The 22,766-nt window shown below is 62.2% G+C and carries 25 protein-coding genes and 2 tRNA genes; 19 read left to right on the forward strand and 8 right to left on the reverse strand.

Translation table 11 applies throughout. The features are described from left to right. Positions 1-7: 7 nt before the first annotated feature. Positions 8-463 carry an SRPBCC family protein gene (locus tag JJB99_RS01750; protein ID WP_200497107.1) on the reverse strand — a complete coding sequence of 152 codons (456 nt, stop codon included), beginning with the start codon at positions 461-463 and terminating at the stop codon, positions 8-10. A 101-nt stretch (positions 464-564) separates the two neighbouring features. Between JJB99_RS01750 and JJB99_RS01755 the strand changes: the two genes are divergently transcribed. Then, complete coding sequence (locus JJB99_RS01755) at positions 565-1,659, forward strand: adenylate/guanylate cyclase domain-containing protein (RefSeq protein WP_200500013.1); 1,095 nt, start codon at positions 565-567, stop codon at positions 1,657-1,659. 75 nt (positions 1,660-1,734) lie between these two features. On the opposite strand, the gene JJB99_RS01760 is transcribed toward JJB99_RS01755, so the two are convergent. Genes JJB99_RS01760 through tsaD form a run of 3 tightly spaced genes read right to left on the reverse strand, consistent with a single transcriptional unit; the run spans position 1,735 to position 4,207 of the window. After that, positions 1,735-2,148, reverse strand: a complete 414-nt coding sequence (locus JJB99_RS01760; RefSeq protein ID WP_200497108.1) for an EVE domain-containing protein — start codon at positions 2,146-2,148, stop codon at positions 1,735-1,737. A gap of 2 nt (positions 2,149-2,150) precedes the next feature. Further along, positions 2,151-3,131 (reverse strand): NAD(P)H-dependent glycerol-3-phosphate dehydrogenase, encoded by a 981-nt coding sequence (locus tag JJB99_RS01765; RefSeq protein ID WP_200497109.1) that lies wholly within the window; start codon positions 3,129-3,131, stop codon positions 2,151-2,153. A gap of 2 nt (positions 3,132-3,133) precedes the next feature. Then, positions 3,134-4,207 (reverse strand): tRNA (adenosine(37)-N6)-threonylcarbamoyltransferase complex transferase subunit TsaD, encoded by a 1,074-nt coding sequence (gene tsaD / locus JJB99_RS01770; protein ID WP_200497110.1) that lies wholly within the window; start codon positions 4,205-4,207, stop codon positions 3,134-3,136. 142 nt (positions 4,208-4,349) lie between these two features. Between tsaD and JJB99_RS01775 the strand changes: the two genes are divergently transcribed. From JJB99_RS01775 to JJB99_RS01810, 8 genes are all read left to right on the forward strand, one after another. Then, the gene (locus JJB99_RS01775; protein ID WP_200497111.1) at positions 4,350-5,096 is read left to right on the forward strand and encodes a uroporphyrinogen-III synthase; all 747 of its coding nucleotides are present in this window, start codon (positions 4,350-4,352) and stop codon (positions 5,094-5,096) included. Positions 5,097-5,160: 64 nt separating this feature from the next. Beyond that, positions 5,161-6,372, forward strand: coding sequence for a COG4223 family protein (locus tag JJB99_RS01780; protein WP_200497112.1), 1,212 nt, complete (start codon positions 5,161-5,163; stop codon positions 6,370-6,372). A gap of 35 nt (positions 6,373-6,407) precedes the next feature. Beyond that, entirely contained in the window at positions 6,408-8,198 is a 1,791-nt protein-coding gene (locus tag JJB99_RS01785; protein WP_200497113.1) for a heme biosynthesis protein HemY, read from the forward strand. 100 nt (positions 8,199-8,298) lie between these two features. After that, a tRNA-Thr gene (locus JJB99_RS01790) sits at positions 8,299-8,374 on the forward strand. 309 nt (positions 8,375-8,683) lie between these two features. Further along, a complete protein-coding gene (locus JJB99_RS01795) occupies positions 8,684-8,929 on the forward strand; it encodes a hypothetical protein (RefSeq protein ID WP_200497114.1) in 246 nt (81 codons plus the stop codon). Further along, positions 8,926-9,297, forward strand: coding sequence for a hypothetical protein (locus tag JJB99_RS01800; protein ID WP_200497115.1), 372 nt, complete (start codon positions 8,926-8,928; stop codon positions 9,295-9,297). The genes JJB99_RS01795 and JJB99_RS01800 overlap by 4 nt, the downstream gene beginning before the upstream one ends. A 367-nt stretch (positions 9,298-9,664) precedes the next feature. Further along, positions 9,665-10,705, forward strand: coding sequence for a ParA family protein (locus tag JJB99_RS01805; RefSeq protein ID WP_200497116.1), 1,041 nt, complete (start codon positions 9,665-9,667; stop codon positions 10,703-10,705). A 4-nt stretch (positions 10,706-10,709) separates the two neighbouring features. After that, the gene (locus JJB99_RS01810) at positions 10,710-11,336 is read left to right on the forward strand and encodes a hypothetical protein (RefSeq protein WP_200497117.1); all 627 of its coding nucleotides are present in this window, start codon (positions 10,710-10,712) and stop codon (positions 11,334-11,336) included. A 73-nt stretch (positions 11,337-11,409) separates the two neighbouring features. On the opposite strand, the gene JJB99_RS01815 is transcribed toward JJB99_RS01810, so the two are convergent. From JJB99_RS01815 to JJB99_RS01825, 3 genes are all read right to left on the reverse strand, one after another. Continuing rightward, entirely contained in the window at positions 11,410-12,288 is an 879-nt protein-coding gene (locus JJB99_RS01815) for a hypothetical protein (protein WP_210347635.1), read from the reverse strand. Positions 12,289-12,655: 367 nt separating this feature from the next. After that, on the reverse strand, positions 12,656-12,895 hold the full coding sequence (locus JJB99_RS01820; protein WP_200497119.1) for a hypothetical protein: 240 nt from the start codon (positions 12,893-12,895) through the stop codon (positions 12,656-12,658). A gap of 132 nt (positions 12,896-13,027) precedes the next feature. Then, positions 13,028-13,118, reverse strand: a tRNA-Thr gene (locus JJB99_RS01825). A gap of 1,265 nt (positions 13,119-14,383) precedes the next feature. On the opposite strand from JJB99_RS01825, the gene JJB99_RS35975 reads away from it, so the two are divergent. From JJB99_RS35975 to JJB99_RS01850, 5 genes are all read left to right on the forward strand, one after another. After that, a complete protein-coding gene (locus JJB99_RS35975; RefSeq protein ID WP_210347636.1) occupies positions 14,384-14,779 on the forward strand; it encodes a hypothetical protein in 396 nt (131 codons plus the stop codon). A gap of 547 nt (positions 14,780-15,326) precedes the next feature. Further along, on the forward strand, positions 15,327-15,965 hold the full coding sequence (locus tag JJB99_RS01835; RefSeq protein WP_200497120.1) for a hypothetical protein: 639 nt from the start codon (positions 15,327-15,329) through the stop codon (positions 15,963-15,965). 1,271 nt (positions 15,966-17,236) lie between these two features. Next, positions 17,237-17,479: a helix-turn-helix domain-containing protein gene (locus JJB99_RS01840; protein ID WP_200497121.1), complete on the forward strand. Its 243-nt coding sequence runs from the start codon at positions 17,237-17,239 to the stop codon at positions 17,477-17,479. Next, positions 17,470-18,075 (forward strand): hypothetical protein, encoded by a 606-nt coding sequence (locus tag JJB99_RS01845; RefSeq protein ID WP_200497122.1) that lies wholly within the window; start codon positions 17,470-17,472, stop codon positions 18,073-18,075. Before JJB99_RS01840 ends, JJB99_RS01845 begins: the two co-directional genes overlap by 10 nt. 444 nt (positions 18,076-18,519) lie before the next feature. After that, entirely contained in the window at positions 18,520-18,789 is a 270-nt protein-coding gene (locus tag JJB99_RS01850; RefSeq protein ID WP_200497123.1) for a cold shock domain-containing protein, read from the forward strand. 23 nt (positions 18,790-18,812) lie between these two features. On the opposite strand, the gene JJB99_RS01855 is transcribed toward JJB99_RS01850, so the two are convergent. Then, positions 18,813-19,130 (reverse strand): hypothetical protein, encoded by a 318-nt coding sequence (locus JJB99_RS01855; protein WP_200497124.1) that lies wholly within the window; start codon positions 19,128-19,130, stop codon positions 18,813-18,815. Between the two features lie 283 nt (positions 19,131-19,413). Between JJB99_RS01855 and JJB99_RS01860 the strand changes: the two genes are divergently transcribed. The 5 genes from JJB99_RS01860 to JJB99_RS01880 all read left to right on the forward strand — a co-directional run bounded on the left by JJB99_RS01860 (position 19,414) and on the right by JJB99_RS01880 (position 22,761). After that, entirely contained in the window at positions 19,414-19,743 is a 330-nt protein-coding gene (locus tag JJB99_RS01860) for a hypothetical protein (protein ID WP_200497125.1), read from the forward strand. A 28-nt stretch (positions 19,744-19,771) separates the two neighbouring features. After that, complete coding sequence (locus tag JJB99_RS01865; protein ID WP_200497126.1) at positions 19,772-20,260, forward strand: hypothetical protein; 489 nt, start codon at positions 19,772-19,774, stop codon at positions 20,258-20,260. 161 nt (positions 20,261-20,421) lie between these two features. Beyond that, the gene (locus JJB99_RS01870) at positions 20,422-21,171 is read left to right on the forward strand and encodes a hypothetical protein (RefSeq protein ID WP_200497127.1); all 750 of its coding nucleotides are present in this window, start codon (positions 20,422-20,424) and stop codon (positions 21,169-21,171) included. After that, the gene (locus tag JJB99_RS01875; RefSeq protein ID WP_200497128.1) at positions 21,168-21,620 is read left to right on the forward strand and encodes a hypothetical protein; all 453 of its coding nucleotides are present in this window, start codon (positions 21,168-21,170) and stop codon (positions 21,618-21,620) included. The genes JJB99_RS01870 and JJB99_RS01875 overlap by 4 nt, the downstream gene beginning before the upstream one ends. A 652-nt stretch (positions 21,621-22,272) precedes the next feature. Then, entirely contained in the window at positions 22,273-22,761 is a 489-nt protein-coding gene (locus JJB99_RS01880; protein ID WP_200497129.1) for a hypothetical protein, read from the forward strand. Positions 22,762-22,766: the final 5 nt, after the last annotated feature.

Below are 22,766 nucleotides of genomic sequence, written 5' to 3' on the forward strand. Positions count from 1 at the left end.
CGCCGCACTAGACCTTGGCCGATACACCCTTATCCGGACCGGGATCGCCGCCAGCGGCCGCGATCGTGAGCCGTTCCAGATAATGCACCCATCCCTTCGCATGCGCGGCGGCCTGTTCCTCGGTCGGCAGGCCGCTATGGGTCATGCGCAGCAGCGTGCCGCCGTCGCGTTCGATCAGGTCGATCTCGATCAGGCTGGAGCCGGGCGGCACCTCCTGGCCCCCCTCCCAGCCGAAGGTGTAGGCCAGACGATGCACCGGCACGACTTCGCGAAAGGTGCCGCGGGCGCCGCCGCCGCGCGGGCCGACCCCTTTGAGCAGATAGAGCCCGCCCGGATGCGGCTCCGTGGTGGCATCCGAGCCCATCCAGCTCAGGATTTTCTCGGGGTCGGTCAAATATGCGAAAACAGTGGCACGCGGGGCTGCGATCTGGGTCTCGCGCTGCACAACGAACGACTTGGTCATCGGCGATCATCCCTAGGCTGAGCTTGGGACATGGCGGCGCCCGCGCCCCCCGTCAAGGATTGCCCGTGACAAGGACGGTCCGCTTTCGCCATCATCGGGCGATGCAAATCTCCCCGACCCTTGCCTGGCTCGTCGATGCCGCCTCGGACAGTCCCGGGGCCGACCGCCTGCTCGCCGAGCTCGGCGCCCACCTGGTCGCCGACGGTCTGCCGCTTGCGGCAGGCTGCCTGACGCTGGAGGTGCCGCATCCGCTGATCGCAAAGCGGACCTGGTTGTGGCGTGCGGAGAACGGCCGGGTGATCGAAGCTCTCGGCTTTGCACCCGGCGGATTGGCACCGGATCCGCCCAACGATGCCGGCCGCCGCTGGCTGCGCGGCATCGCGGGCGGCGAGGTGCACGAAGACGTCGTGGGACGGCAAGACGGACCGTTGCTCGGCTGGATCGGACCGCGGCCGTTCACATCAGGCGAAATCGCGCAACTGCGCGAGGCCGGGCGTTTCGCCGCGACGCCGCTTGCCGTGCTCGCAGCCCGCGCCACCTTGCGCGCGACGCTGGAGGCCTATCTCGGCAAGCGCAGCGCGGAGCGCGTGCTGGCGGCGCCGCTGCGGCGCGATCTCGGCGAGACCATTCAGGCCGCGCTGCTCTATGCAGACTTACGCAACTTCACGCCCCTGTCGGAAACCAGTCCGGCCGCCGATGTCATCGCCGCGCTCGATGCCTGGTTCGACCGGATCGCCGGTGCCGTTCATGCCTTTGGCGGCGAGGTGCTGAAATTCATCGGCGACGGCGTGCTCGCGATCTTTCCGGTGGTCGAGGCATCACCGCGCCACGCGTGCGATGCCGCGCTGCGTGCCGCAGGCGCAGCCGAAGCCGGGATGGCCTATCTCAACGCGGAGCGCGCCGCTCAAGGGCTGCCGGCGCTGGCGTTCGGCGCCGCGCTGCATCTCGGCGAGATGCTGTGGGGCAATATCGGCGCCGCCAACCGGCTCGATTTCACCGCGATCGGTCCCGCCGTCAATCTCGCCAGCCGGCTCGAAGGATTGTGCAAGCCGCTTGGCCGCACCGTGCTGGTGTCGGGCGCGCTTGCCGCGGAAACGGACATGCCGCTCGTCGCACTCGGCTCGCATGCGCTGCGCGGCATTGCCGCGCCGTGCGAGGTGTTCACGCTCCGGGAGACGCAAGCTCGGAGATCGTAGCCCGCGCGAGCGAGACGACACGCGGAGCCGAAGCGGTCGCGGATGTCGCTACGCTCATCCGGGCTACCGCAGCTCCTACAACCCGCCCATCTTGCAAACCAGCTTCCACTCCTCGGCCGTCACCGGCTGCACCGAGAGGCGCGAATATTTCACTAGCGCCATGTCCGCGAGTTTCTTCTCGGCCTTGATCGCGGCCATCGTCACCGGCGTCTTCAGCGGCTTGTCGGACTTGATGTCGACGCAGACGAATTTTCCGGTCTTGTCGGTCGGATCGGGATAGGCCTCCTTGATGACCTCAGCGATGCCGACGATCTCCTTGCCCTCGTTGGAATGATAGAAGAACGCCTTATCGCCCTTCTTCATGGCCACGAGGTTCTGGCGCGCGGTGAAATTGCGCACGCCGGTCCAGGCCTCGCCTTTCGCGCCCTTCGCCACCTGCTGGTCCCAGGACCACACCGAAGGTTCGGATTTCACCAGCCAGTACGCCATGTTCATTCCTCTGCCTTGAGCGGGCGCGTCAACAGCCCCGAGATCGCGGCGTCGATCGTGCTTCGGCCGCTCAGGATCGCCGCGACCGCCTCTGATACCGGCATCTCGATCTTTTGCGAAGCTGCCAGCTCGATCAGCACCGGGGCTGTGAACTCGCCTTCAGCAAGCTTACCGGCGGGCGGCTGCTCGCCGCGCCCGAGCGCAAGGCCCAGCGCAAAATTGCGCGATTGCAGACTTGCGCAGGTCAGGATCAGATCGCCGAGGCCGGACAGGCCGGTGAGCGTCTCGCTGCGCGCGCCGAGGGCGCGGCCGAGCCGCGTGAGTTCGGCAAAGCCGCGGGTCGTCAGGGCGGCCTGGGCGGAGGCGCCAAGCTTGCGCCCGACCGCGATGCCAACCGCAATCGCCAGCACGTTCTTGGCGGCGCCGCCGATCTCGACGCCGCGGATGTCGGTAGAGTGATAGGGACGGAAGGTCGGCGAGCCCAGCGCCAGCACCAGCGCGCTTGCCAAGGCTTCGTCCTTCGCCGCCAGCGTCACCGCGGTCGGCAGGCCGCGGGCGACGTCTTCGGCAAAGCTCGGGCCCGACAGGATTGCCGGCTGCGCGTGCGGCGCGGCCTCTGCGATGATGTCGGTCATGAATTTGTGGGTGCCGTGCTCGATGCCCTTGGCGCAGGCGATGACCGGCACCGGCTTTGCCAGATGCGAAGCCAGCATGTTGACCGCGCCGCGCAGATGCTGCGCCGGGGTCGCGATCAGGATCATGTCGGCACGTGCGGCCTCGGCGAGCTGGTGCGTGACGATGATCTCCGGCGCCAGCCGCATGCCGGGCAGCCGCGGATTGTCGCGGGTCGATGCGATCCGTGCCGCATGCTCGGCATTGCGTGCCCACAGCGTCACGTTCCGCCCGGCGCGCGCGGCCACAGTCGCGAGCGCCGTGCCCCAGGCACCCGCCCCGATCACTGCGACGGACTGGAACGCGGTCATGGCTAATATCCCGCCCGTGTCTTGCCGTAACCCGCCGGTGCCGTCGCGTTCGCATCCAGCAGCCAACGCGCGCGCGGCTGGGCTTCCATCGTGTCGGTCAGGCCGAGCGCGAGGCGCTCGGCGCCGGCCCAGGCGATCATCGCGCCGTTGTCGGTGCAGAGCGCGGGCGGCGGCATGATCAGCTGCGTTCCGGCCTGCTGCGCGACATCGTGCAGGGCGCCGCGGATCGCCTGATTGGCGGCGACGCCGCCGGCCGCCACGAGCGCGCGCGGCGCACCGAACTGCTCGCGGAAGAGCTTCAGGCCGACGCTCAAGCGGTCGGCGGTCGAGTCGAGCACAGCGGCCTGGAAGCTGGCGCAGAGGTCGCTGATGTCCTGCGGCGTGATTTCGGCCAGCCGGCTCGCCTCGGTCCTCACCGCCGTCTTCAATCCCGACAGCGAGAAATTGGCGTCGGGACGTCCCTGCATCGGCCTTGGAAACGCAAAGCGCGTTGCATCGCCGTTCGCCGCCGCACGCTCGACCTGCGGGCCGCCGGGATAGGGCAGGCCCAGCATCTTCGCGACCTTGTCGAAGGCCTCGCCGATCGCGTCGTCGACGGTGGTGCCGAGCCGCACATACTGGCCGACGCCGGTGATGGCGACGATCTGGGTATGGCCGCCCGAGGCGAGAAAGAGGCAGTAGGGAAAATCGATCCCATCGGTGAGGCGCGGCGTCAGCGCATGCGCCTCCAGATGGTTCACCGCGACCAGCGGCGTGTCGTGCACCATCGCGATCGCCTTCGCGGTGGTGAGCCCGACGATGACCCCGCCGATCAGCCCCGGTCCCGCGGCCGCTGCCACGCCGTCGAGCTCGGCGAAGCCGATGCCGGCGTCGCTCATGGCGCGGTCGATGATGCCGTCGAGCAGGTCGACATGCGCGCGAGCGGCGATCTCCGGCACGACGCCGCCGAAGCGGGCGTGCTCCTCGACCTGCGAGCGCACGATGTTGGACAGGATCTTGCCGGTACCGTCAGGCGCGCGCGCGATCACGGCCGCGGCGGTCTCGTCGCAGGTGGTTTCGATGCCCAGTACCAGCATTGGCGAATTGTTATCCAATTTGCGCCCTTGCGCTCATCCGGAAAGCAGAGTTCTGGTAACGCGGTAGCATTCCGGGGTCGGCTTGCGCAATCGTCACGCGCAGCCATCCTCGTCAATGCGCCGTGGTTCGGGAACACCAGCGATGTCCATTCTTGTCACACGGCCGGATCCCGACAACGAGGAGACCGCGGACAATTTGCGCGCGCGGGGACATGCGGTGCTGCTCGCGCCGGTGCTCAAGTTCGAACCGGTGGCGTTCCATGACGAGAGCGAGGTGGGTTATGGCGCCGTCATCGTGACATCCGCCAATGCGATCCGTGCCGTCGCGCCGCAATTGCGCGACCTTGGCCTATTGGAGCTGCCGCTGTTTGCGGTCGGCGAGCACACCGCCAACGTGGCGCGCGATGCTGGCTTCACGGAGGTGATCGTCGCCGGCGGCGATGCCGCGTCCTTGCGCGACAAGGTGGTGCAGAGTGCGCGCGACAAATTGCTGAAGACAAAAAGCACGCTGCTTTATCTCGCGGGTGCGGATCTGTCGCGTGATCTCGGTGGCGAGCTCGGCGCGGAGGGCTTTAGCGTGGTCACGCAGACGGCCTATCGCATGGCACCGATCAAGATTTTCCCGCGCGAGGTCTGCGAGGGCTTTGCCGCCCACGGGATCGAGGCGGTGCTGCATTACTCCCGGCGCAGCGCGCGGGCGTTCCTGGATGCGGCGCGGAACGAAGGCGTCGAAATTTCGGCGCTGGCGATCCCGCAATGCTGCCTGTCCGAGAACGTGGCCGCGGTGCTGCGCGATGCGGGTGCGTCGCAGGTTCTGGTTGCTGCGACGCCGGACGAAAATGCCTTATTTGAAACCTTGGAGCGTGCTTTGCGCACCCGTTTGGCGTAAGAGGTCGGGCCGAATCCGACGCAATCGGGTCCGCTCTGGTATGGAAGTGTGAGGAACCGTCACGATGGCCGACGACAAGCCTGAAGATACAGGATTGGCTCCCGAGTCCGGCCGTGCCAAGCGCACCCCGCCGACCATCGACCTTGAGGCGACTGACGTCTCGACCCAGCCGCAGGATGTGGCGAGTGAGCCCGAGGCTGAACCGGCGCCGGAGCACGCCGAGCCCGAGCAGGCAAAATCTGAGCTGGCGCACACTGAGGCGGAAGCCGCGGTCGCGTCCGCTTCCCCCTCGCCGCCGATTTCGCCCTGGGTCATTGCGCCGTTCTCTGGTGCTGTCGCCGCTGCACTCGTGATCGCGGTCGGCTGGCTGCTGGGCTGGCCCGCCGTGCAGGCGCCGCCCGCTGCGCCGCAAGTGACGAGCGCGACCGTCGATGCGCTCTCGGGTCGTGTTGCCGCGGTCGAAGCGAAGGCAGGCAAGCCCGCCGCCGATCCGGCCCTGGTGGCGCGGATCGACGCGCTGGAAAAATCTGCAGGCACTTTGCGTAGCGACATCGCCAATCTGCACGCCCAGTTCGACAAGACCGCGAGCGCGATGAACGACGCCAAATCTGCGCCTAGCACTGCCGGGGCCGATCTTGCCGCGCTCAACGAGCGCATCACGCAGCTCGAGCGCGCCAGCAGGACCGAACGGGCCGAGCTCGCGCAGCAAGGCGAGAAGATCGCCGATGCCAAGGCGCTGGACGACAAGCCGCTGCGCTACGTCGTGGCGGCGGCCCTGCTCGATGTCGCCGTTCGTCACGGTGATCCCTATCAGTCGCAGCTGTCCGCAGCGCGATCGCTCACCGCCAAGCCCGACATGCTGAAGCCGCTCGACACTTTTGCAGCGACAGGCATCCCGACGCCGGTCGCGCTGAGCCGCGAGCTGCTCAACATCGTGCCAAAGCTCTCGCCGCCGGCGGAGGCGCCGGCCGCCAGTGCCGGTATCGTCGAGCGCCTCCAGGCCGGAGCATCGAAGCTGGTCCGCATCGAGCGCACCGACGGGGTCGGCAACGATCGCGGCGCGATCGTTGCGCGGGTCACGGCCGCGGCGCTCCGCAACGATTTCGTCGAGGCGCGGCGCGAGCTGAAGACGCTGGCTGAAGCCGATCGTGCGCCGGCACAGGCTTGGCTCGACAAGACCGATGCGCGCGACGCCGCGCTCGCGGCCTCACGCAAATTCGCTGACGACGCCATGGCGGATCTCGCCAAATCTGGTCCGGGCAAGCCTGCTCAATAAGGTTCGCGCAACAATCGGCGCGTATAGGGATCGCCATGCTTCGCATCGTCCTCTTCCTCGTCCTGATTGCGCTGGCAGCGGCCGGCGCGGCCTGGGTTGCCGACCAGCCCGGCGATCTCGTCCTGACCGCGGGCGGTTTCCGCGCTACAACGACGCTGCCGCGGTTTGTGTTCTTGCTTGGCGTCTTCGCCGCAGCGGTCGTGCTGGTCTGGAGCATCCTGACGATGATCTGGCGCGCGCCGGGACGCCTGCGCCGCCGCAGCCGTGAAAAGCGTCACGCGCGCGGCCGCCACGCCATCACCCACGGCCTGCTCGCGATCGGCCATGGCGACATTGGCCTTGCCCGCCGTCACGCCGAATCGGCGCGGCGGCTTGCCCCGAACGATCCGCTCGCGCTGCTGCTGCACGCGCAGTCGGCCCAGCTCGAAGGCGATCGCGACGAGGCCCAGCGCGTCTTCCGCGCTATGGCCGAGCGCGAGGATACGCGCCTGCTCGGCCTGCGCGGCCTGTTCATCGAGGCGCAGCGCGCCGACGATGCGGTCGGCGCCGTCATGATCGCGGAGGAGGCGCTCGAGCTGTCGCCGTCCTCGACCTGGGCTTCGCATGCGGTGCTCGGTTTCCGCTGCGCCCGCGGCGACTGGAGCGGCGCGCTCGCGATCCTCGATTCAAATCTGTCCGCGGGTCTGATTGACAAGTCGGCCTACCGCCGGCAGCGGGGCGTGCTGCTCACCGCGCGCGCGCTGGAACTGGAGACCATGGACCGCGATCTCGCGCGCGAGAGCGTGATGGAGGCGGTCAAGCTGGCGCCAACCCTGGTGCCGGCCGCCGTGCTCGCCGCGAAGTTCGAGAGCGAGGCGCATCAGGTGCGCCGCGCCATGAAGCTGGTCGAGGCCGCCTGGCTCGCCAATCCGCATCCTGACCTCGCCGACGCTTACGCGCATGTGAAGCTGGGCGATTCCGCGCGGCAGCGCTTGCAGCGGGTCGAGACGCTTGCGGCGAAAACGCCTGCCGACAGGCCCGGCCATATCGAGGGCCAGCTCGCCATCGCGCGCGCCGCGATCGACGCGTCCGAGTTTGCCCGCGCGCGCGAGGTGCTCGCGCCCTACGTCAACGACCCCACTCAGCGTGTGGCGCTGCTGATGGCCGAGCTCGAGCGCACCGAGCATGGCGACGGCGGCCGCGCCCGCGCCTGGACCTTGCGCGCGGTGCGTGCCCGCCACGACCCAGCCTGGACTGCGGATGGCTATGTCAGCGAGCGCTGGCGTCCGGTCTCGCCGGTCACCGGCCGCCTCGACGCCTTCCAGTGGCAAACGCCGGTCGCGAGCCTTCCCTCCGACAAGGGCGCCACGATCGAATCCTCGGCCTTCGAGGAGGCCATGCTGGCCGCCCCGCCGCCGAAGCGGGTGACGGCGGCGCCGGCCGAAAGCCCGGTGGAACCGCCCGCCGCCCCGGTTCCGGCGCCGGCCGCCCAGGATAATTCGCCCCCTGAAGCCAAGGAAGTCGTCAAGGAAACGCCTAAGGAGGCGCCCAAGGACGTCGCCAAGGATGAGCCGGCGGTCCCGCCCGCGGAGCCGGTCAAGCCGGCCGACACCGCCGAAGCATCGCCGGTTGCGGAAACGCCGGTGTTCCGGACCCGGGCCGACCTTGGCAAGCCTGCGCCAGTGCCGATCCAGGCCGTCATCCCGATTGTCCGCGCCCCTGATGATCCCGGGGTCGATGACGAGGGGCCGAGCGATGAATTTACGGAACAAATCGGCACGCCCCGGGCCCACGCAAAGGCCCAGGCCGGCGGCTGGCGCGGATTCTGGTCCCGCTGGGGCGCGTGAGGCGCATTTCGCCTCCGGCTTGTTCTTGCCAATTCGGGCCATGCCCGATATCAGGAGCGCGCGTATCGGGACCAGCATCGCCTGCGTCCCGGCAGGGTTCGCCGCAATAGCTCAGTCGGTAGAGCACGTCATTCGTAATGACGGGGTCGGGGGTTCGAATCCCTCTTGCGGCACCAGCACTTAGCTGACGTCGGTACGGCCCTTAAATGCGCTGGGGTAGGTCCGGGGTAGGCGCTGATCGCGGCTAAGCGCACTAGACAAACCGTCTCGACCGCGATCTAACAAAGCCAATTCGCGCGCCCCGCCCTCCTAGTGCTCGCCGTAAGCCTCAGATTTAAGAGGCCGCTACGTCGAGATGCCGGTTTAGCCGGTAAGTGGCGATCAGGGCCGCGCGGCGCCTCCCGAGATGCCGCTCCCCCTCGGCACGGGACCAAGGCCAGAGCACATGCAAGGCAAGGGCAACTCCGAACTCGGAGCCCATTGCTATGTCCGAAGAACTCTATCTGAAGAGCGCTCAAGTCCGTGCCCGCTACGGCGGGGCGTCTGACATGTGGATCATTCGCCGCATGCGAGATGATGGCTTCCCCGAACCCGCCTATTTCGGTGGCCAGCGTTTTTGGCGCGAGCGCGATCTCGTTATGTGGGAAAAGCAACGGATCAAAGCACCTAAAGAACGCGCGACACATGACATGCGCCGCGTGCGAGCCGCTAAGAAGGCGGTGCACTCATGAGCGCCCGTCTCCTGACCGCCAACACCATTCGAAACGCCGCGCTGGACGTGATCGATCGCACCGGTATCGACTGCATCACGACCGCTGGAAAGCGAGGGAGACTCATCCGCATCCCGACGAAGTCAGCAACCGTTAACGGGCTAAAAATCTCCTATCGGCAGCTGCTCTATGGCCGCGACCTTCTCGAAATATGGGATGGCCCGAAGGTCTTCAACGTGCAGGGCGACGCTAACGGCCGATTGAACATTGTGTCGTTTCGTCGAGGCGCGTGGGAAAGAAACTCTACACGCCTGCATCTGAATCGATCGACGATGCGTTCGTTGAGGCGGATTTTCGACCATCTGCCATCGCCGAATTCACGGAGCTGATGTTGAGCGCCGCCAAGCAGTCGCCATAGGTACTGTACCGGGGGCCGACCCGTACTTCTTTAGTTGGGCCGGCTTTCACTTGACTGCGTATCGCGCTGCTCTACGTTGGCGGGCATGGGCCAAGCCGATAGAGCGGTGCGCGAGCGCCGCATTCAACAGATCGCTGGTGAGATCGAGCGCCAAGGCGGCGATAGCGACGCCTTTGCCGCAGAATACCTTCGTGCCATGATCGCTCAGTCGCCGCGCCAAGGCGAGCGTACTATACGGGCGCTTGCTGCGGAGGTTGAGGCGTGGCGCCGCGCCCGTCGCACCGCGCGGCGGCACTTTTCTGGCTGGGCGCCGATTAAGCGATGAAGGTCCAGCGGACGTGACACGAATTGTATGCCTCTTCAACCATAAGGGCGGTGTCAGCAAGACAACGACCGCCTTCAATCTGGGATGGATGATGGCGTCTAAGGGGGCGCGGGTGATCCTCGCCGATTTCGACCCTCAGTGTAATTTGACCGGCATGGTGATGGGCTTCAGAGGTGCCGAAGACCTTGCCGGCATGTATAGCGCCGATCCACCGAACAACGTCCGAGATGGTCTCCTACCCGCTTTTGAATCTCAACCGCGCGGCATCGTGGCTGTGAAGTGCGTGGAGGTCGTTGGTAACGACAACCTTCTTCTTTTGCCGGGCCATATTCGACTTGCTGAGTACGAAACCACCCTGGGTATCGCGCAAGAGCTGAGCGGCTCGCTGCTTGCATTACGTAATCTTCCCGGATCGCTTCGCTTTCTACTCGAAGAAACAGCCAAGGCCAACAGGGCCGACTATATTCTCGTCGACATGAGCCCCAGCCTAGGGCCACTTAATCAAAATCTGCTGACGACAAGTGATTACTTCATCGTACCACTCCATCCTGATTACTTCTCATCAATGGCGCTCGATTCATTGGCTGCGACGCTTCCGCGGTGGAACGCATGGGCACACACTGCTCATAGCATTGAAGCGTTGATAAAAGCCGACTATCCATTCCCGCAGCCGCACTCGAAGTTCATTGGCGCCGTGATTCAAAAGTACCGACCGCGCAGCGGCCGCGCGAGTAGTGCGTTTCAGCGATGGATTGATCAACTCGTCGAGGGCCTGAAGAATACGCTATGCCCCGCGCTCGAAAGGGCGGGAATGCTTGACGTTAAGTCCTTTGTAAAGGCTACTCAGACCGAGCCGTGGACGCCGATTCTCGAAGTAGCCGACTTCAATAGCTTGATCGCCTTGTCGCAAGAGCACCAGACTCCGATCTACGCGCTGACGGCGGAGCAGATTGATCAGGCTGGTGCGGTTTGGAAGCAGACTAAGGAAAACATGACGATCTTTGAGCAAGCGTTCTCTGATTGTGCAGATAAGGTATTTGCGCTGACCAAGTGATATTGTGACACCCATCGCTCATTTCAACGACGTGTGGTCTCGCTGCGCTCACCTGACCGATATTCAGGCCTACGTCGCCAACAACGTAGCCGCAGCGTTCCACGCCGATGAACTATTGCGCGTCGAATGGGTCTCGCGGTTCAGTGCGCTCGACCTCTATATTCATGAACTTGTTTTTCAAGGCATGGTAGAAATTTTTGAGGGACGTCGCACACCCACGCCTGCCTATCTTCGATTCCAAATCTCCAACGAAACAGTGTCGCGGATCAACAGCTCAACCAACGCGGCGGCAAAGCTCGCGGCGTTTGATCTAGAGATACGAAGCCAGTTGAGCACAGTTACCTATCAGCACCCGGAAAAAATCGCAGAAGGCGTCAGACTGGTCTCAGAAGTCGAGCTATGGAACGAGGTAGCACTTGTGCTGGGTGCCAATCAGTCAAATAAAATTGCGCAAGCAAAGTTGATAAAGAAAGGCCTATCCCTAGCATTCGAGCGGCGCAACAAGATAGCGCACGAAGGCGACCTGCAACCCACCATTCCACGTCAGCCATGGCCGATCTCTCAGGGTGATCTGCGCGTCGTCGCGACGGACATTGAGTCTATCGTGCGCGCGATCGACTCAGTCGTTTAACGCATGTGCAGTAGCGAGAGGCTGACCGTCAGAACCGCCAAACAGGTTACCTTCACGAGAGAAGGCTCCGTTGCTAGCGATGCGACCACTGCTCAGCGGCCTTTAGAAGCTCACCAATCGGCCCGGGGTTTTGCTTCACCTGCTCGGGCTTCAGAAACATTTGTATCGAGCTCTGACCCTTGTTCTCGGCTTCGAGGCCAGCCTCTTCAAGCTTGGTGACGAGCGCGGCCCGTTGATCGGGTCCTACTTTGAAACGAACCGGGCAGTGCGTCGCGATTTTGCGTGGGAAAAACCATCCGAAGTAGTATCCCGATGTACCCACTGCGATGTGGGTTCGATTGTATGTGACTTTCGGCTCGCTCCCGCCTGCTGCGATCAATGAGACAATTGCATCCACGGCAGACAGCGCCTCTGCGGGGGTCCGCTTCTCCCAGTATGGGCGATCCGTTTGTTCGGTCGCGCCGCTCTCCTCCTCTTCGTCACCGCCAAATTCGTATGTATCGAGCACGCGAACGAATTGAAGTACGACCTCGTCGCCAAACTGAAACGCACTTAATTGGATTGCGATCAACGGGACAGCGCGGTTGAGCAGCCGAATCACGTTGAAGAATCTGCTCGTGATCTCTTCCGCGACGATCACTGCGCGGTGCTCGATCGTCGGCGCACGCTGCCGCTCCATATCCCAGTACTCAATAGTGCGAATGATATGGCTCGGATCGGTCGCGCCAAGCATGATCTCGATTTCGTACCGCGTTTCGTTGAGCGCGTCGGACATGATGAAGTCGATACGACCGCCGGTAGGCTGTGTTTTCTCGCGCTGAAAAACGGTCAAGTCACCGAGACCGAGCAACGTGGGGTCGGCGGCAATTTGCTGCTGCAGCCATGCCTCGCTCAGCCCAAGCGATCGAAGGCGCTGCGGGTTTGCTTTTTTCAGCTTCAATGGTCCGCTCACTCTCTTTCTCTCTTCCCTGTCTGGCGATCGTCTCAGGCGCTTAGCGACTCGTTTTTGCTTTCTTCGTCCGCGCTTCAGGCAATAATGGACGCGGCACTCTTATAGCTTGGACTTTCGCGATCCTGGCCTCCAGTTCAGGGGGTGGCTCCCCAAACTCGATGGCTTTGAGCGCGTCCGCAAGTGCATTTGCTCGCTCTTTCTTTTTGCGAGCAGTCTCCGCTCGTGCGGCGCGATCTAACTCGGCACGGATGTGCTTCTCCTGTGCGCTGATTTTTAAGTTCGGACATGCGCTCCTGCGAGACCCGAACATAAGCGAATTCAGTTTTCGGAAGGTTACAAGTTGGGCGCAAGCGACCTCTTGATCAGCCTAATTGCCCGAGACCATTCGGACCGGGGCCGCCTGAGCGGCCAAACGTTTTTCTCTCGCCTCATCGAACCGTGCTTTTAAACGCGGTTCAGCGGCCAGTTGGTGCTCAATGAAAAACTTGATCGCCTCACGGATAATCCGCGTTTCTGGCGCGCCATAGTTCGCTTCGCAGAAATCCCTCAGAAGCCCCGAATAGGGTTCCCCTAAGTTAAACCGCGATCCTGTTTTGCTCTTAGCCATGCGCCAACCAAAGTACATCAAAGTAGCTGGCGATGTACATCGATGTACAATTTTCTTGCCAAGTGATTCGACTTATGCGAGTCTAGCCGTGTAAAGAAAAAGGGCCCCCTCTTACGAGGGAGCCCTGAGGTTTGGCGGGGCCGGTGGGACTCGAACCCACATTCTCCCGATTACAAATCGGGTGCTGTGCGACTTGGCGGTCTTCCAGTTCAGCTACGTCCCCTAAGCTTCTAGTTTTGAGAGCGCCCCTTCCGAAAGGTTGGGGCGTTTTCGATTCGCGCGGCGACTCGACCTTGCGAACACCCGACGAACTTAGGTTGCCTCGTCCTGCCGGGTCAAGGACTAGTCCGAGCAGCTGAATCAAATACTAAATATGGTGGATTGTGGGGGATAATTGGGGGCGAGCGCACGCCTGCTGTGGAGCTAACTAATGGCAAGTGCTGAGGAATTCCGTCCTTAGAAATACGCGCTTGCTTCGGTCGAAAGTCGCCTTGCTCGCTATTCACAGATCTCTCTTTCTTTATCTCCACCGCTAGGTCCACTGCACGCGGTCACGGAGGCGATTTCATCCCGGCCAAGTTTTAGGTTCTCCCCGGCTCTTCTAGTTTTCAGAAAGCGGATTTTCAGCTCCGAGCGCGAGCGCGTCCGGAGGCCCATAGCGAGTTAGGCACTCCCCGCGATTTAGGGTCCTACCCGGTAGCTCCATTCACTCGCGCTCGCGTCCCTCCGTCCTCCACCGCCGCGCACCGTTCCCGATCCGAGATCGCTGTTCGTTCGCGTCAACGCTTTCTTCACCATGATCTTGCGCAAGCGATGGGCAGCATGGCCGATCGTGGTTAACCGGGTTCGCATAGCACCCGTTATGGAATCTTTTCGAGGTCGCGCAAGTCGCGTGCCAGCCTCTTTCGTGGGCAAATGCATAGCTCCAGCGAAAGGGCCGAAGCCATGTGCCCGGCGCATTAGTGATTCGTTAACGCTCGCGCAGGTTGCGTCGTGTGCATACGAAGGGCCTCGGCGGAATTCGGCAATATCGAAGCATGCACGCGTGTTCGGGCCATCCGAAGTAGTGTAATTAATTCAAATTGTTGGAAGGCCGAGCACGGCCGTTAACGCTGATTCCTTGGGGTTAACGTCGCGACGGGACCCCAATATATGGGGATTGCAAGCAGGCCACCCGCAGATGTGGTGTTAACGGTTGAATATGGTTAATTGTAAAGGTTAACGGCCCTCTGGCGCCCCGTTTTGACCCTGCCCGGCCGGCCGATCGCCGATTTTAGCACTCCATTTCGTCCGAAAACCATAGTGCGGCCAGCCCTTGTGACGGCTGTGACACCTGTGACCCCCATTTCCCAGACGCCTACTGCGTTTCCCTATCGTCATGCCATTTTTCGTTTGAGCCTCTGTAGAGATAGGTGTCACAGCCGTCACGGCGTCACGGCCGCAGTGATCCGCTCGACCACGTCCCTCAGCCCGGCTACCCTCACAGGCATGAAGCGACCCACGCCTCTCAGCGGCGGTGACAGGAAGGCCGTAGCCAAAGAGCTGCGTCGCTCCGAGGCCATGACTACGATCTACGCGGCGCGATCCGCCGAACTGCGAGAGCAAGGCGAGCGTCTGATCCGTGAGGCCGATAACCTGCTTTGCCAAAGCTGGAATGAACGGATGTGGAGCAAAGGCGGTCCGGTTGATCCCAGCCCTTACATCACGCAGGCCCTTAACGGCGGCTACCCCTTGCTCGAGATTGAGTGCTCCCGATGCCGCACGGCGCGCACCGTCGACCTTGCCGAGTTGAAGAGGCCATCGACGACATTCATCCACGACCTTGCCGGCCGGCTTGTGTGCAGCAAATGCAAGATGGCAGACAAACGACCGGCATCGCGCTGAAGCAGCTCGCCCGCCGCCCGCCTTCTAAGCTGATGGCTTGGCGCTTGGCGCGCGCCAGCATGGTCCAGACAGGCGAGCTGCCGTCCCAGCCTCGAAGGCGCCCGGAGAACCGCACCTTCAGCCCGGCCGACGTGATGCGCTCGACCACGAGATGCAGCGCGATCACGTCGCCATCTGACAGCTCCAGACATTCACGCTTGCGAGACCACACGGCGCCCGGGAAGCGAAACAGGTTCTGCTTCAGCCAGGCACGGCCCCGGTCCGATAACGGTTGCACATCGACCGCAGTGCCGTCGTTCGGTCGCAGCCCGACATCCGCCCGGCGGAACCAATTCGGAATCAACTTCATTGCGGCTTACTAGCCGCGCGTGGCCCGGGCCGCAACGTCGGCTCTTAGCTCCCGAGCGGACGGCTTCGAACTACTGGGACGAGGTCGGCTTTTGACCCTGAACGGACTTTCGATCCAACTTATTGTTTCGCTCCGATGCAGCCTACTAAATTGAGTGCTTTCAAATACCAAACCTTAGCGAGTGGGGCGTACTGATGAGTGACTAAGGCCAACGCCAGGGTAGACGCGGGAACGATGACGACATTAGTGCTGGACCAACGCGCCCCGCTCTCAGCGGATGACGTGGTCACATTTTACGAAAAGCCAAATGTGATCCTTTACAGCCTCGAAGCCACGAGGATCGTCGTCTTACTCATACTTTGCCTCAATGTCGTGCAGGTCTTGAGCCTATATTTTTTTAAACACGTCTCATTGATCTTTCTGGTGAAGCTCACCTTGCTGATCGATAGCATGCTGCTTCTGCTCTTTCTTGTGGTGGTTTTGCTGGTCGCAACAGGGTTGACCTTTGTTGCAACTCGCACGGACGTCGGCATTCGATTTAGGCCATTTGGCATGGAAGCGTGGCATCTCTGCGTTCCCATACACGACATCAAGAGCGTACGAGTGGCAACGTACGGTCCTAACTATGGCAGCGTATACTTGGACCGACGCCGAGAGACGCGAGCGCGAGCACCCATCGATTTGATCGCAGCGAATGGCCACGGTACGGCCTGGCTCTCGTTACCTTGGAGCTGGCCGCCACTGATCGGATTTTATGGTTTCAGGAATTCTGATCAATTCGCGCGTATCATCTTGGAGCTGAACTCACACCAGCTGAACCACGCCATGTCCCGATAAGTGCGGTCTGCGTAAGTCAACTTTTGGCCCTTAGCCGAACCATGCTGATCCTAGTGTGATGTCGGCTTTCGGCAGTAGACCGGACGCCCCACGACGCCTGCCTCAAGCCCCGCTTTTGACCCAAAGCGGTCTCAGTGCCGGTGGGCAACACCTGCGTGGCAAAAGCGCCCGGAGTTCTCACAAGCACGTTGTGCATCAACCGGCTCTGCTCGGAGGAACTGATTTACGTGACTAACGGAATTTCTGAAGCTGCTTCGATTAAGATCAAGTGCGCGATCTGGGGCAGACCTGAAGTGCTTGGCTGAGGGACAAACGGACGCGATTGACCCAAAGCAGCCCACCCAGCATCTAGCCGGGGGGCGGGTGCAGTTTATGCCATTTTGCGCGAGCGGTTTCCTCTGATCCGCCGCGCCGTATTTCATCTTCTCTAAAATCTTTCCAATACCGGTACGTGCAATATAGCCCGCACAGCCAAAGGAAGACCACAAGCAGAACAAGCGGACGAATGAAGCTTTTCACGAACTCGGTTGGATCGAGAATCTTCAGCAAGAAAATCAGGACGAGACATACAGCTCCAGCAACCGCAAAGCCTCGCACTCGAAACCGCCAAACTCGGACTTCCTCTGAAACAGTCATCGCTGTTCCTTCAGGTACGTACGCTCTCGCGCTTAACTGGCTCTGCGGCTTTCGTCTTCGAATGGCGGACGACTGAGATGTCTCGTGAGACGCCCCTCATTGCCCCATCCGTAGCGCTTAGCGACCGGAACGTACACAAGGCAGGCTAGGCTCAACGCTATCAGTACCACGACGAGGCTGAGGCCGAGGAACATGTAGGCGTTTGACGTGCCCCCGACGACGAGGATGAGTATAAGGGTGGAACGAATGGTGAAAGGCGACATACCCGCTAAAGTCGCACGAGGACTCTCTTAGCTGGCAGCTCTCCGACGATTAGGGTTTGCAGATCATTAAGTCAGCTTCTGGCCCTTAGCAGACCTATCGCGGCCTCCGCTGCAATGTCGGCTTTTAACCCAACACCGCCCCCTTGTCAGAGCAATAGTTCTCGAACCGCCTGACCTAGGTTCGCCACTGCGGAATGTCCGCTGCGGGGAGCCTGAAACGCTTCGCGGCGCAACGACCAACGGCCGGCGAATGCCGGCTGTCTTGCACGGAACCCCCTTAAATTATAGCTCTGAACGCCTGGCTAACCGGTGGGTAATTCAGCCGGGAACTGCCAGTTGTTCGCATCAAGCGTGCGGATGTAAAATGGTGACATGATCAAAGTTGAAACACAACCCATCGCAGTGAGTCTCTTGCAGGCGGCCGAACTACTCGGCGTGCACGAGCGCCACGTCCTGAACGCGGTCCGCTCGCACGAGCTGCCGGCCTATCAACGCGGCGTCGCGGTGCGCGTGTTGACGGCCGATCTTGCGGAGTGGGTTCGCAAACATTGGAAGCCGCGACAGCCCCCCAAATCGCGCACGCCGCGCGCACGAAAGGAAGACCAATGCCAGTAGAGCACACCTATCGTGATGCACGCGTCGAAGCTGAGGCACAGCTGCGAGACGCCGGAGTGCGCCCCAGCGCGGCGCTCGAATTCCTCGATCAGCACGCTCCCCAATTCGTTCACGTCTACGACGCTGCGAGCGAGTCGAGCGAGTTGGTCTATCGCGGGAGCGATCCTGCGTGGAAAGGCTTGAGCCTCGAAGAAGCCATCGCGACGCTGAAGCAAACCCGACCGCATTATTTCTACGCTGAAGCTGACGAGATTGCGGTCCTCGCTGAAGCCGCTTTCGGTGAGCATCCGTCGTTGACCGCACGCGGTCAGCTCGCGAAAGAGCTGGGGTCTCACGCGGCGTTTCTCGAAATGGCTGAGCGATGGGGTAGCGACGGCGTAAGCTTGAAACCCGGCAAACGCCCCGGCTCCGTTGCCGCAAAGAAAGATCGCGACGAAAAGCCGACCGCAGAGACCCGCAACAACCCGTGGCATGAGTCGTTCAAGGGCGATCGGATCGCGGCCCAGACTTCGATCATCCGGATGTCGTCAAAAATGGCTGTCAGCATGGCAAAGTCGGCGGGCGTCACGCTCGGTGGCCAACCCTTGAGGCGCTGAGCTATGGCTATTCGCAAGTCGACATTGTTGGATGGAGCGCCGAAGGCGCCCACACCGCCGACAGCTCACCCACACATGCGCCACGTTCCCGGCGGCAATGTCGCCATCCCGTCGCGTGGCAAGGCTCTCGCGCCTGCCTCGATCAACCCGGGTTGTCGCGATCGTAATGCAGATTCCGCCGCTGGCACCGTAACGCCGGCAGCGATCGTCGACCGCAACGCGCCGGGCGCGGTGAAGAGTCGGCGCGTTTAGTGGCCTAGCACTGGCGAGTTCTTAGCAGGGTCTCAGCCAGAGCACAGCCGGCTCGGTGTCGCTCCAACAGCACCGAGCCGCGCTTCTGGAGTTTGGCGTGCTCGGCGCGACGGGGGTTGCGTTCAAGGGCAACAGCAAAGCGGCCGATCCGTTCGTGTGGCAATGCACGGATCGCGCCTTCTGGAGTTGGTCATGATCGGAACCGTCGTGAAGTGGTTTGAGGAAAACTCGTTCGGCTTCGCAAAGCCCGACGCGCTGGCGTTCGATGTGTTCGTGCATTCAGATTTTCTCGTCGACCAGAGCGAGAAGGCTCGTCTTGGCGTTGGTCAAAGGATCGCGTTCGATCTCGCGCCCGCCGTCCGGAAGGGATTGAAGCCAAGAGCGGCGCGGGTCGCGGTCGTGGGTGCAGCGAGCTTTGAGGAACAACGGTCGCGCTCGAAAGCGGCGCGACTAAAGGGCTGATCCGCGCCGAACGGCGGCGCGGATCATAGGCCGGTCGTGACGTAGCTTCCCCGTGCGTCATAGTCGGCCAATTTCACCGGATCGGCACGAGGGGTGCTCGATCCGGTGTCAATTCGAGGGAGCGATTGATGTCGCACAAACGGAATCCGCCCCGGCAGGAACGCCGCGGCAACGGCCGCCCGCCGGTTCGTCGGCATGATGCGCCGAGCGTCGGGACGGAAGCACCGGGATTTTTCAATCCCGAGATGCCGAAGAGCAAGCGTCAGCGCGGCGCGCTTCAAGCGGCGATGTACAACGCGCGCAAACAGGGAAGCCAGACCGATGGCTAAAATATCGCTCACCGACTACGGCCGAAACCAATCAGCCGCTCCGTCATCGCTCACACCGGATCAGGATGTGGAGCGGTCGCCTTACGCGCCGCCATTGTCGGATGCACACGAGCAAGTCTGTGCGAAAGGTGTGGCAAGCAATCCGGAGCTTCGCAAGATCGATGCGCGCCCCGAAGTCGCGCCGGCTCACGGCATGCGCAATCGGAGTGACGATGCGGCAGCGAAGGTTCCTCCAAGGACTATTCGAAGGTAGGCGGAACCCAACTCATGGTGGGTCCGCTGACGGCGCCTGTCGATGATCTCCTGTCTGAAACGAGCGCCCATCTTCCGAACGAGGAATAACAACATGATAAATATATTCGACGCTTCAGGATCGCGAGTGAGGCGAGACGATCAGCTCTCGGAAGAGCTTCTGGCTCTTCCCGAGACAGAGCGAGACCTCGCTACCCGGTTTTTGGCGGCTGCGCTGGACTGCGAAGAGATTAGCGACGAGCTGCACGAAGCAGAGCGCGAGCTGCGTCGGTTTCAGGCCGCGGAGGATGCCGCAACCATTGCCGCTGCGAAGGCGGGCTCCGCACAGGACTTCCGCACAGCTCATGCAGCCGTGATCGCCGCGAATTCGTGAAGTCCTCCGTTCTGAAGGAAATTGAGCAATGGCTCTTACCGATCTAAATCCATCGAACGACAATCACTGGACTGAAGATGGTCTCCCCCGTCTCGATGTCGCTCGCCAGTTGACTTCGAACCCGAAGCTTACGCGCGCCGATCTTAAGGGTATCACGCGCTCCAATCCTCCGGCGCCTAAGCAGCGCGTTGATCATGCTCACGCGATCTCCGTTGCAGCGCTCGCCGTCCAGAGTCAAATACAAACGGTTGCCGAGCTGAAGGCGAGGTATAAGCAGGCCAATAGGGTGCTTGCCGATGTTCATCAGGAGATCGCTCGCCGATCGGCTCCGCCGAGCGTGGAAGATTCGATCCGCGAACATCTTCGGCGTGCCGCTGAGCACGCTACGACCGGCAATGTGGTTGAACCGGTCGCCCATGTTTATCGGTGCAAGCTTGACGAAGTCATGGCGGGCGCACCGCGCCGCGGCGGTCGCGATGTGACCGGCAATGTGCGTCGGGTGCGGGGCATTCGCTAATGACGAAGAGAGGTCCCGAGTTCTTTGCGGAGCTTGTCGCCGCAATCGCAGAGACTGGCTCGATCGCTGCCGCTGCGAGGGTCTGCCGTTGCTCGGTATCGTCGGTGTGGAGCTGGCTCTCGTCCTCCGCCAAAGGGGAGCCCGGATTCGATGTCGAGTGGATGGGTGAAACCATTCCGCTGCACGTCGCGGCGAAGCAGGCGACGCGCCTTATCGGCGCGAGCATCTTGGATCGGTTCCGGCACCGTCTTTTGCACGGGACGGAAGAGGTCTGCCGTTACCAAGGACGTACGATCTATCGCCGCGATCCTGCTCTCGATCATCTTTCGGATCAGGACCTCGAAGACCTAGGCATCCTAACGCGCTATCTCAAGGACGCAGAAGGTAACTTCATTAAGGAGACACAGCACGTCGAGCCTCCGGTAGCCGCGGTTCTCGCTTTTCTGGCGTCGGAATATCCTAGGACGTGGGGAGCGAAAAGCACGCTTGAGGTCAATCAAAAGTCTTCAGGCGTGAAAGTCATTCGCCACGAATACGGTCAGCCGAAGCCAAAGGCGCCCGTCCCGGTGGAAGTCGTGCAGCAAGCGCCCGCGCTCACACCGCCATCGCCAGTCGACAATGAAGATGATGACGATCTCTCCGACCTGCTCGGCGCCGAACTCGAAGCAGTCGGGCCGGACCCAGTCATGCAGGAAGAGCCCGCACCGGTCGTGCAGGCTAAGCCCGAACCGCCGCCGCCTCCAACTCCCGCGCAAGGATTGACCGAGCTACAGCGTGAGTTGTTAGGTAGGCTCAAAGCCGGACCCGGCGCCACTCGCTCAGCACCTGTGCGAACGACCGGCGCTGTCGACAACTTTGAAGACGGCGTGGGCCCCGGACAGCCCCGCGAGGGCGGAGTCAAAATTCTATGACCGACCTCTTCGATAACCTCGTGAGCCCCGGTGCCGACTCTGACGAAGCTGACGCAGCTGCATCGGGCGGATCGCTGATCGTGCCAGAGCATGCTCCGAATGGCCAATTTCTCTTGACAGAGCAACAAGCGTTTCTTGCGGCCGGCCCGACTGCCTATCTCGTCATGTTCGTCGAGACCGATGAAGCGACGCAAGAGCCCGCGCTGGCGAATGCACGCGAGTTTGCTAATGCAATGGGATTGGCTTCGCCACCCGACGAGCACGAGGCTTTCGCGTGCGTCACGCAACGTCTAGGCGAGGCCTTCGAACCGTGGCGCGAGCGGCTTGCCGAAGCGTGGGCGGGCGCAGTGTCCGATTCGGAATTCACCGCGAAGCCAAAGTCGGAAGACGCGCCAATCGTTTGGACGCGCCCGAAGCACTCTACCGGCCGGAACAGAGGGCAAGCATGACCGGGGCGCCACGACTCAGCGGAGTCCGCGGAGGGACCGTCGGCGCACCTTCACCAGACAGCCGGGACCTCCGAAAAACGAATCCACGGCCGCCGCTGCAAGCCGGAGCGGCCCATTAAACTAAAGATTCGGTCCGATTTGACCCCGCAACTAGGAAGCGTGCCCACATGTCCAGTTTGATACAGCGGCTGTCCTGATCTGCGACAATTCCTCGTATCACTATGAGACATCTAATGAAATTCCTTTCCACAAGCGGTAACAGAGGTGACTTTCGCCCGAAATCGGACTATAAGGACAACAGCGGTCGCACCATGCGCCGGGCGGGTATAGGCCCTCGCGCGCCAGCTCACAGAGCGGCAGGTCGAGCAGCATTTCATTCCGAAAGCGGAATTCTGGACCCAAACGAAAAGCCCCACCGGCCTGATCTCCGGTAAGGGCTCTCGTGAAGTCCGAATTTGTGCCGCGGCGGCTTTTCGCGAAGCCCGTTGGCGTGACGCTCAAGACGGTGGATTGAACGTGCTGCTCTCATACACGAAAACTAGATTCGATTCAACCGAAATGTCGTCGCCGCTGATCCAGTGGCGCGATGTTTTCGCGCGTCTTGATGTGCCTCCGCTGCGGCATCCTTCACTCGCAACAAGGAGCGCTGCTCATGCGTGAACCATCGAAACTCCTCCTCAATGGCCACCTCTATTTTTGGGGGCCGTTGCCTCGCTGCTGTGACGCACCAGCGCCCCTTGCGTCGGCTCAGATTGCCAAGCTGGGCGACAAGCTCGACCAATGCGCGCGCCTGCCTGACTGGCGCCTCGAACGCCAAGACGCTGAAGTGATGTATCAGGTCGCGCTGCGCGATCGGATGTGGCACCTGTTGCGAAAGCTTGAACTCAGCAAGCAGACGCCTCGGTACCAGGATGCCAAACGCCTGCGCGACGAGGTGGACCAAGCACAATTCGAACTCATCACAGCGATCACAGCCCGAGAGCTCCTTGACGCTCGCGCCGCCCTTGAGTTGGCGCAAGGCCGACACAAAATCTCAACACGAAAGTATTTCGCGTCACGTCGGCAAGCTGAGGCTGACGAAGGTGCCGGCAAGAATCTCGTCACGCTCCGCGGCGTGACCTACCGGCGCCCCCGCCAGTAAGGAAC

It is taken from the genome of Bradyrhizobium diazoefficiens, from assembly GCF_016616235.1.
Classification (GTDB): domain Bacteria; phylum Pseudomonadota; class Alphaproteobacteria; order Rhizobiales; family Xanthobacteraceae; genus Bradyrhizobium; species Bradyrhizobium diazoefficiens_H.

Coding starts and splice junctions, on each gene's coding strand:
- JJB99_RS01875 (WP_200497128.1), top strand. CDS start 21,168: ATGACCGACCTCTTCGATAACCTCGTGAGCCCCGGTGCCGACTCTGAC.
- JJB99_RS01755 (WP_200500013.1), top strand. CDS start 565: ATGCAAATCTCCCCGACCCTTGCCTGGCTCGTCGATGCCGCCTCGGAC.
- JJB99_RS01800 (WP_200497115.1), top strand. CDS start 8,926: ATGAGCGCCCGTCTCCTGACCGCCAACACCATTCGAAACGCCGCGCTG.
- JJB99_RS01820 (WP_200497119.1), bottom strand. CDS start 12,895: ATGGCTAAGAGCAAAACAGGATCGCGGTTTAACTTAGGGGAACCCTAT.
- JJB99_RS01860 (WP_200497125.1), top strand. CDS start 19,414: ATGATCTCCTGTCTGAAACGAGCGCCCATCTTCCGAACGAGGAATAAC.
- JJB99_RS01870 (WP_200497127.1), top strand. CDS start 20,422: ATGGGTGAAACCATTCCGCTGCACGTCGCGGCGAAGCAGGCGACGCGC.
- JJB99_RS01775 (WP_200497111.1), top strand. CDS start 4,350: ATGTCCATTCTTGTCACACGGCCGGATCCCGACAACGAGGAGACCGCG.
- JJB99_RS01795 (WP_200497114.1), top strand. CDS start 8,684: ATGTCCGAAGAACTCTATCTGAAGAGCGCTCAAGTCCGTGCCCGCTAC.
- JJB99_RS01845 (WP_200497122.1), top strand. CDS start 17,470: ATGCCAGTAGAGCACACCTATCGTGATGCACGCGTCGAAGCTGAGGCA.
- JJB99_RS01765 (WP_200497109.1), bottom strand. CDS start 3,131: ATGACCGCGTTCCAGTCCGTCGCAGTGATCGGGGCGGGTGCCTGGGGC.
- JJB99_RS01785 (WP_200497113.1), top strand. CDS start 6,408: ATGCTTCGCATCGTCCTCTTCCTCGTCCTGATTGCGCTGGCAGCGGCC.
- JJB99_RS01760 (WP_200497108.1), bottom strand. CDS start 2,148: ATGGCGTACTGGCTGGTGAAATCCGAACCTTCGGTGTGGTCCTGGGAC.
- JJB99_RS01750 (WP_200497107.1), bottom strand. CDS start 463: ATGACCAAGTCGTTCGTTGTGCAGCGCGAGACCCAGATCGCAGCCCCG.
- JJB99_RS01780 (WP_200497112.1), top strand. CDS start 5,161: ATGGCCGACGACAAGCCTGAAGATACAGGATTGGCTCCCGAGTCCGGC.
- JJB99_RS01850 (WP_200497123.1), top strand. CDS start 18,520: ATGATCGGAACCGTCGTGAAGTGGTTTGAGGAAAACTCGTTCGGCTTC.
- JJB99_RS01880 (WP_200497129.1), top strand. CDS start 22,273: ATGCGTGAACCATCGAAACTCCTCCTCAATGGCCACCTCTATTTTTGG.
- tsaD (WP_200497110.1), bottom strand. CDS start 4,207: ATGCTGGTACTGGGCATCGAAACCACCTGCGACGAGACCGCCGCGGCC.
- JJB99_RS35975 (WP_210347636.1), top strand. CDS start 14,384: ATGAAGCGACCCACGCCTCTCAGCGGCGGTGACAGGAAGGCCGTAGCC.
- JJB99_RS01840 (WP_200497121.1), top strand. CDS start 17,237: ATGATCAAAGTTGAAACACAACCCATCGCAGTGAGTCTCTTGCAGGCG.
- JJB99_RS01865 (WP_200497126.1), top strand. CDS start 19,772: ATGGCTCTTACCGATCTAAATCCATCGAACGACAATCACTGGACTGAA.